The organism is Curtobacterium sp. B18, assembly GCF_000333375.1.
Taxonomy (GTDB): Bacteria; Actinomycetota; Actinomycetes; order Actinomycetales; family Microbacteriaceae; genus Curtobacterium.
This window is the reverse complement of the sequence record NZ_BACZ01000317.1, coordinates 20871-28468: the sequence shown is the minus strand read 5'-3', so window position 1 is coordinate 28468 and position 7598 is coordinate 20871. Positions and strand designations below refer to the sequence as shown.

At 70.2% G+C, this 7598-nt stretch carries 7 protein-coding genes; 3 read left to right on the top strand and 4 right to left on the bottom strand.

All coding sequences use genetic code 11. The annotated features are described in order from the left end of the window. The first annotated feature begins 8 nt into the window (after positions 1-8). Both I5E_RS08810 and I5E_RS08805 read left to right on the top strand, forming a co-directional pair. Positions 9-821 (top strand): DeoR/GlpR family DNA-binding transcription regulator, encoded by an 813-nt coding sequence (locus I5E_RS08810; RefSeq protein ID WP_022906654.1) that lies wholly within the window; start codon positions 9-11, stop codon positions 819-821. After that, a complete protein-coding gene (locus I5E_RS08805) occupies positions 818-1750 on the top strand; it encodes an aldose 1-epimerase family protein (RefSeq protein ID WP_022906653.1) in 933 nt (310 codons plus the stop codon). The genes I5E_RS08810 and I5E_RS08805 overlap by 4 nt, the downstream gene beginning before the upstream one ends. Before the next feature lie 243 nt (positions 1751-1993). Here the strand turns inward: I5E_RS08805 and I5E_RS08800 are convergent, their stop codons facing one another. From I5E_RS08800 to I5E_RS08785, 4 genes are all read right to left on the bottom strand, one after another. Beyond that, positions 1994-2314 (bottom strand): hypothetical protein, encoded by a 321-nt coding sequence (locus I5E_RS08800; protein WP_022906652.1) that lies wholly within the window; start codon positions 2312-2314, stop codon positions 1994-1996. 165 nt (positions 2315-2479) lie between these two features. Continuing rightward, the gene (locus I5E_RS08795) at positions 2480-3289 is read right to left on the bottom strand and encodes an SGNH/GDSL hydrolase family protein (protein ID WP_187290484.1); all 810 of its coding nucleotides are present in this window, start codon (positions 3287-3289) and stop codon (positions 2480-2482) included. Positions 3290-3352: 63 nt separating this feature from the next. Then, positions 3353-4456 (bottom strand): acyltransferase family protein, encoded by a 1104-nt coding sequence (locus tag I5E_RS08790; RefSeq protein ID WP_022906650.1) that lies wholly within the window; start codon positions 4454-4456, stop codon positions 3353-3355. Positions 4457-4638: 182 nt separating this feature from the next. Then, positions 4639-5478, bottom strand: a complete 840-nt coding sequence (locus I5E_RS08785) for a tyrosine-type recombinase/integrase (RefSeq protein ID WP_022906649.1) — start codon at positions 5476-5478, stop codon at positions 4639-4641. 483 nt (positions 5479-5961) lie between these two features. On the opposite strand from I5E_RS08785, the gene I5E_RS08780 reads away from it, so the two are divergent. Then, the gene (locus I5E_RS08780) at positions 5962-7425 is read left to right on the top strand and encodes a glycosyltransferase family 39 protein (protein WP_022906648.1); all 1464 of its coding nucleotides are present in this window, start codon (positions 5962-5964) and stop codon (positions 7423-7425) included. The last annotated feature ends 173 nt before the right edge of the window (positions 7426-7598 follow it).

The following is a 7598-nucleotide window of genomic DNA, read 5'->3' as shown; positions in this document are numbered from 1 at the left end:
CCGGGCCGTTGCGGCAGGGCCGCATTGTCTCCATCGTCGACGGTGCGCCCGGCCTCGTCCGGACGGCCGCGTTGGCAGCGGCGCTCGGCACCAGCGAGGTGACCGTCCGACAGGACCTCGCCTCGCTCGACCAGGAGGCGCGGATCCGGCGGGTGCACGGCGGTGCGGTCCGCCTCGGGGCCGGTTCCACCGAGCGCCCCTTCGAGGAGACCGCCGTCGAGCACCAGGTGGCGAAGGCCGCCATCGGCCGCGCTGCGGCCGCCCTCGTCCGCTCCGGCCAGTGCGTCGTGCTCGACGTCGGCACGACGCCGGCCGCGGTGGCGACGGCCCTGGTCGCCCGGGAAGACCTCGTCGACGTCACGGTGGTGACCAACTCGTTGACGACCGCACTCGTGCTCGAGGCCGCGGTGCCGCGCTTCACGGTCATCGTCACCGGCGGCACACTGCGCCCGCTGCAGCACTCGCTGGTCGCGCCCTTCAACGGGGCGGTGCTGCCGATGATCGCGGCGGACACCGTGTTCCTCGGCGGCACCGGGCTCGACGTCGCCCACGGCCTCACCAACGTGAACCTGCCCGAGACCGAGGCGAAGCGGATGCTCGCGGCCACGGCTCGGCGTACCGTCGTGGTCGCGGACGGGTCGAAGTTCGGCCGAGCCCACCTCGGGGTGGTCCGCGCGCTCGAGGACATCGACGTCGTCGTCACCGCCGAGACCACGGCGGAGCAGGTCGCCCCGATCCGGGCGGCAGGCGTCCAGGTGGTCGTGGCGGACGAGCCCGCCGGTGGCGATCCGGCACGCAACGGAAGGAACCAGACCGCATGACCGCAGCGCCCACCGGAGGCCAGTACCACCTCCGTCACGCCGGCCCCGACGGCGTCGTCGAGGCGATCGTCACCGAGGTGGCCGCCGGCATCCGCGAACTCCGCGTCGCGGGCTTCGACCTCACCGAGCCGTTCCCCGTCACGTCGCAGCCGCCCGGGGCGAACGGGATCGTGCTCGCACCCTGGCCGAACCGCGTCGCCGGCGGTGTGTGGGAACTCGACGGCACGCGGCAGCAGCTCGACGTCTCGGAGCCGAAGTACGGCAACGCCTCGCACGGGCTGCTCCGCTTCGCCCCGTACCGCGTGGTGACCCAGACCGAGTCCGGCATCGTGCAGGAAGCCACCATCCACCCCCAGCACGGCTGGCCCTTCACCCTCGAGACGCGGGTGCACCACGAACTCGTCGACGACGGCATCCGTGTGACGCACGAGGTCGTGAACCGCTCCGGCGTCAAGGCGCCGTTCGCGATCGGGGCGCACCCCTACCTGCGTGCCGGTGACACCCCGGCCGACGACCTCGTCGTCCGGCTCGACGCCGCGACCGCGTTCACCGTCGACGACAGGAAGATCCCGAACGGCACGGTCCCGGTCGAGGGCACGCCGTTCGACCTGCGGTCCGGCGTCCGCGCCGGTGACGCCGACCTCGACACCGCCTACACGGACGTCACCCCGGACGCCGACGGGATCCGCCGCACGACGATGCACGGACCGGAGGGCGACGGCGTCGAACTCTGGCAGGACGGGTCGTTCCCGTACGTGCAGGTCTTCACGTCCCGCGAGTTCCCCCGCGGCGACGGCACCGGGCTGGCCGTGGCGGTGGAGCCGATGACGGCGCCCGCGAACGCGCTCAACTCCGGCGAGGGGCTGCGCTGGCTCGAGCCCGACGAGTCCTGGACCGGCAGCTGGGGCATCCGCCGAGTCTGGTCCTGACCCGGCGGTCGGCGAGGGCGCGCCGCACCCGAGACTCGGCTCGGCGGACGGTTTCGTGCCTCGTGCGCCGCGGAAGTGTCCGCGTGGGCGAGTCTCGGCTCGGCGGACGGTTTCGTGCCTCGTGCGCCGCAGAACTGTCCGCGTGGGCGAGTCTCGGCTCGGTGGGTGACGGCCGACCGCGCTGCTCCGGACACGAACAAGGCCGCCCCGTGTGGGGCGGCCTTCGTCGTTCGGTGGGCAGGATCAGGCGCGGCGCATGCGCAGCGCCTCGACCGCGAGCGACTCGCTCGCGTACCTGCCGACCTCGTGCGCCCAGGCCGGGTCGTCGCCGCGGAGGGCGATGAAGTCCTTGCGCTGCCGGCAGACGTAGCCGAGCACCGAGGTGCCGGTCGCCACCTCGACGAAGTCCTTGCGGATGTGGCGGGTCGTGACCTGGGCGTTCCGGCGGAGCGTGTCGAGCAGGAGCTCGTTGCTCATCGTCGTGTTGGTCGCTGCTGCGAGCTCGACGATGCGGCGCGCGTCACCGGTGGTGCTGGTCTGCGTGGCTTCGATGGGCTCGATCACGGTGTACCCCGTTCGTTCTGCGATGGTGCGATGCTGCAGGATCCGTCGATCGGATCCGGGAACGACACTATCGGCGGCAGCCCAACAGTCGGCTGAACGCGAACTGAACTGTGCAGTGGAACCGCCATGAGACGTCTGAAGGCGACTTGTACCCCATGCGGGAGCTCAGAGGCACTGCTCGCCGTCGGGCTTCGTCGCGAGGTCCTCGAGCTCGGCGTCGATCTTGCCCGCGAGGTACCGGTACCCGGCGTCGTTCAGGTGCTCGTCGTCGGTCGCGGCGTAGCTGCCGCTGTTCATCGCGGTGAACCACTGGCCGTCGAGGGCGTCGATGAACGGGACGTCGGCGGCTCGCGCGCCGGCGGCCACCGCGGCGTTGATGCCCGTCGTCGCCTGGGCCCGCGGCTGCGGCGCCGACGGTCCGATCGCGATGACGACGGCGTCGGGCCACTCTTCCTCGGCCTGCCGGAGCGTGCTCTCGACGGTCCGCTCGAGGGTGGCGGAACTCGTGAGCCAGTCGTTCTGGCTGCCCTGCACGAGGACGAGGTCCGGCGAGAGTGCTGCGCGCCGCTCGATCCTCGACTGGTAGACGGCCCGCGCCGATCTGGCCGCCCCACGGTTGACGTACCCGGTGCCGGGGCCGCCGTCGATGGTTGCGTCCCAGTCACGTTCGGCGACGAGGTCCTGTGCCCAGCCGTGGAGGTTGTCGGACGATCCGCGACCGGTCGTGTACGAGTCCCCGACGATGAGGACGTCGGAGCCCGGCGCCGTGGCGGCCGACACCTGCGCCGACGAGAAACGCGACGTCGCGGGGACGACCTGGCACGCGTTCGAGACGGCTGGCAGCAGGGCGAGGAGGCCGGCGATGCCGAGACCCATGGCGCCGATGGCGACCGCAGGGATCACCCGTCGGCGTCGGGTCTGCACGGTGGAACGACGGGAGCCGCCGGACCTGCCGCCGTCGGTTCGTCGGGCCACACCGGGATTGTAGAGGGTCACCCCGCAGAGCCTCATGACCGGCCACGGCGAGGTGCTGAACCGTCAGACAGCCTGCGGCACCGGGGGCTTCGTCGACAGCGTCTTCGCGATCCGCTTCGCCAGACGGTGCGCGGGGAGCTCCACGAACCGCGAGAAGACGACCGCCACACCGAGCCCGATCGGGATCGCGACGACGATCAGCCACGACGGGAACGTGGCCGGCAGCAGGTTCGCGAGCGACACCGTCACCGGCTCGTGCACGAGGTAGAGGCTGAAGGAGAGGCGTCCGAGTTCCCGCGGGACGCCGCCGAGCAGGAAGCGCTCGGCGGGGAGCCACTTGCCGGCCAGGACGACGATGATCCCGGCCGACGCGAGCACGAACGCTCGGACGGCCGGCGACCACCATGCGTCGTCCGGCAGCCACCACTCGGCGGTGATCCCGGCCAGGGACGCGGGCAGGAGGACCCACCCGACGAGGGTGCCGACGTCCGGGATCCGTTCCCAGCCTGCGGCGAGAGCTGACCCGATGAGGAACATCGGCAGGTAGGTCAACCAGAGCACGTGTTCGTACCAGCCGATCGACGACAGCACGATCCCGATGATCCCGGTCGCCCACCACCAGCGTCTCGTCACGGCGGCGATCGACACGAAGAGCGGGAGGAGGAGGGAGAAGAAGACCTCCCACGTGAGGGACCAGAGCGGGCTGTTCACGAGCGACGGCGACAGGAGCGTGACGTCGTTGAACAGGCTGTGCAGGGACAGCGGTTCGGCGTGCCGGTTGATCCAGTACGACTGGTTCGGTTGGTCCTGTCGGGGGACCAGGAAGAACAGGGCGAGTGCCAGTCCGATGGACACCAGCACCGGCAGGTAGAGGCGCACGAGTCGGCTCGGGTAGTAGGCGATCCAGTCCTGCGAGCGGCGGAGTGCCGGCAGGGTGAGTACGAACCCGCTGAGGACGAAGAAGACGAAGACGGCCTCGCTGCCGGCCCACAGCACGTGCGCCGGGGAGTAGACGAGCCAGCTGGCCCACCCGGGGACGGCTGCGCGGTAGTTGCCGTCGGAGAACGCCGGGATGGTGAGCAGCGTGTGGTGGACCACGACGACGGCTGCGGCGACGCCGCGGAGTCCGTCCAGTGAGCCGATCCTGCCGGTGGGGCGATCGCGCATGGGGCCGATCCTAAGCGACGCGCCTTGACGCGAGCGCTCGCGGTGGGGGACGTGGGCCGGGAGGGTGTGGGCCCGTGGGGCTCGACCCCGCGACCCTCGGATCAAAAGAGCGTTACGGCTGATCAGGGCATTTCGTGACCGATTGGAATCGATGCCCGCACTTCTCAGCGCCGGTGCGGGTGTTAGCCGGTTCGGCGCGGTCGGAACTGGAGCGCATTGGAGTCTCCCGGAGCGGCGTCCTGCCCCACGTCTGCCCCACGTGGCTCCGGTCGGCTGAGCGCGCCGAAGACTGCGACGGACGGTGTCTCGGCGAGGTGGGCGTACCGGTGCATTGTGAGTGGCGAGACGTGGCCGAGGAGTCGTCCGACCTCGTCGAGGGGGACGCCGTCCTGGGTAAGCCACGACGCGTACGTGTGGCGGGCGTCGTGTAGGTGCACATCATCGAGCCCGGCGCGCTTCACCGCGGGGATCCAGATGCGGCTCCGATAGTTGTGGTGGTCGAGCGGCGTGCCGTCGGCGCTGAGGAAGATGAAGCCGCCCCGGCGCGCGACGACGAGCGGCTCGAGGTAGGCGAGGGTCCAGTCGGGCACGGGGACTGTGCGGCGTCGGCGGCCCTTCGGGTAGTCCTTAGGCTGCTTCAGCTTGTCGTCCCATGTCTCGGCGACGCGGAAGACGCCGGAGTCACTGTCGAGGCGCTGCAGGGTTGCTCCGGCTGCCTCACCCCATCGGAGGCCGGTGCCGAAGAACATGGCGGCCATCGCGCGCGGGATGCCCTCGGGGATCTCGTCGAGGAGCCTGAACGCCTCGTCCTTCGTGAGGTACCGCTCGCGGGTGTTGTCGGCGTTCGCAAGGCGGAGTCGCGAGGCTGGGTTGGCGGTGATGATCCCCGCGTCGACGGCTGCGACGAGCGAGGCCGACAGGAGCGCCACACACCGCTGCACGGTCGCCGGGTCCATGCCGGAGGTGAGCAAGTCGGCCGCCCACGCCTTCACGTCGTGTCGGGTGATGTCGACGAGCGGCACGGCGCCCCACTGCGGGTCGAGGTGCTTCGTGCGGCGGGACCCGTCGCGGAGCAGGGTGCTCGGTTCGACGGCGCGGAACGGCCACCACTCGGTGACTCAGTCGTCCCAGGTGTGGAGGGCAGCGCGGGGTCTCGCCAGCCGAGCTGCGCGGCTTCCTGCTCGTTGGCGGCCGCGGCGTTCATGGCGGCGCGCTTTTGGTGAAAAGTGCCGGCGGAACGCTTCGAGCCGTCGGCGAGCCGGTAGGCATCGGGCCATCGCCCGGAGGGGAGCTTCTCGGTCCAGGCCATCAGCCTGCCTCTCTGAGTCGGTGCCATCGCAGGTGAGCGATGCGGGCCTCCAGGACGTCCGCGGTGACGCTGAGCTCGTCCCCGAACGGCAGAAGACCATCGACCAGCTGGGAGGCTGACGGGAGCCCCCGGGCATGCGCGATTGCGTGTGCCCGGGGGTCTTCTGCGTTTCCGGATCGCGTTAGGATCGGCCATCGTGACGAACCGTCAGGACCACTCCCACCCGGCGCTGTGGTCGCTGCATGTCCCGGCGCTCATGATCGGTCTTCTCGGGATCGTCTTCATAGCAACGCTGAGCTGGATGCCGTCGGTTTGGTACGACGAAGCCGCCACGGTGACGGGAGCGACCCGCTCATGGGCGGAGCTGTGGCAGATGATCCACAACGTCGACGCGGTGCACGCCGTCTACTACGCGGCCATGCACGTCTGGTTCAACATCGTGGGCTACTCGGCATTCACCCTGCGCCTGCCGAGCGCTCTCGCGATCGGTGCTGCCGCGTACCTCACAGCGCTCATCGGCGATCGGATCGCGTCACGGCACGCTGCACTGGCCGCGGCGTTCATCCTCGTTGTCATGCCGCGTGCAACGTTCGCGGGGACGGAAGGGCGCTCCTACGCGCTGAGCTTGTTCCTGGCGGTGCTCTCGACTTGGCTGGTACTCGTAGCGTCCAGCCGACGCGGATGGCTTCTGTGGGCGGCTTACGCCGCGGCCACCGTCGCGATGGTCGGGCTCTTCATGTTCTCGGCACTGCTGCTGCCAGCGCATCTCGCGCTCGCGTGGCGCGGGTCGGACCGTCGCACGATCTTCGCGTGGCTCACGTCTGCTGTGGCCGCGGTGCTGGTTTCGGCGCCGGTGGTGTTGCTCTCTCTGAGCGAGTCGAAGCAGGTGGCATGGCTAGGGTCACCGAGCAGCAAGACCGTCACTGACGTCGTGACATCTCAGTTCGGGGAGCACTCGGCGTTGTTCGCTGGTCTGCTGTGGGCGGCGGCCGCGTGCGGGGCGGTAGTGCTGCGTCGGACGTCGGGTGCGCGGGTGCTGAGCAGTGTCGCCTGGTGGGCGGTCGGGCCCACACTCATCCTCGTCTTCGCGTCGTTCGTACGTCCCGTCTACGACCCGCGCTACGTGACGTTCTGCGTGCCCGCCATGGCACTTCTCTCGGGCGTCGCTGTCGCATCCGTTCGCGCCCGCAGCCTCACGGCGGTCGCGCTGGCCGCAGCGCTCGTCGTGACCCTCCCCAACTGGGCCAGTCAGCGTCACTCGGACGGGAAAGACAATGCACGTTGGCAGGAGATCGCAGCGTTTGTGCAGGCTGAACGGCAGCACGCCGACGGCTACGACGTCGCGGTGTTTGGACCGTTGCCGAAGCGACTGGCGAACTCCTCTCGCCTGATCGCGGTCGCGTACCCGGAGCCCTTCGTCGGCATGGGTGATCTCACACTCGAGCGAGCGGGAGCCCAGACCGGCACACTGTGGGGGTCAGACGTACCGGTCGAGTCGCGCTTGGGAAAGTTGAGCACAGCCGACCGTGTGTTCGTCATCCAGGCCGCCGGTAGCGACTGGGGCCGCTCCGTGCCGCGGGAGCTCGAACGGCGCGGTCTGAGCGTCGAACGTCGCGCCGATGTTGGTGGAGCGACGGTCGCGATCTACGCTCGGTCGTAGCTGGCGGACTGCGACCGCGCCCGGTCGAGTGCACGGTTCACGGGTGTGTACACACGGTCGGCGCGGTGTCGCGGAGCGACGAGAGCCCAGATCGCTGGCCAGGCGTCCGATTGACGGGCGCGGATGAGCGAGTACACGCGGCGGGCCTGCGTGATCCGCAGAGCCTCTGCTCG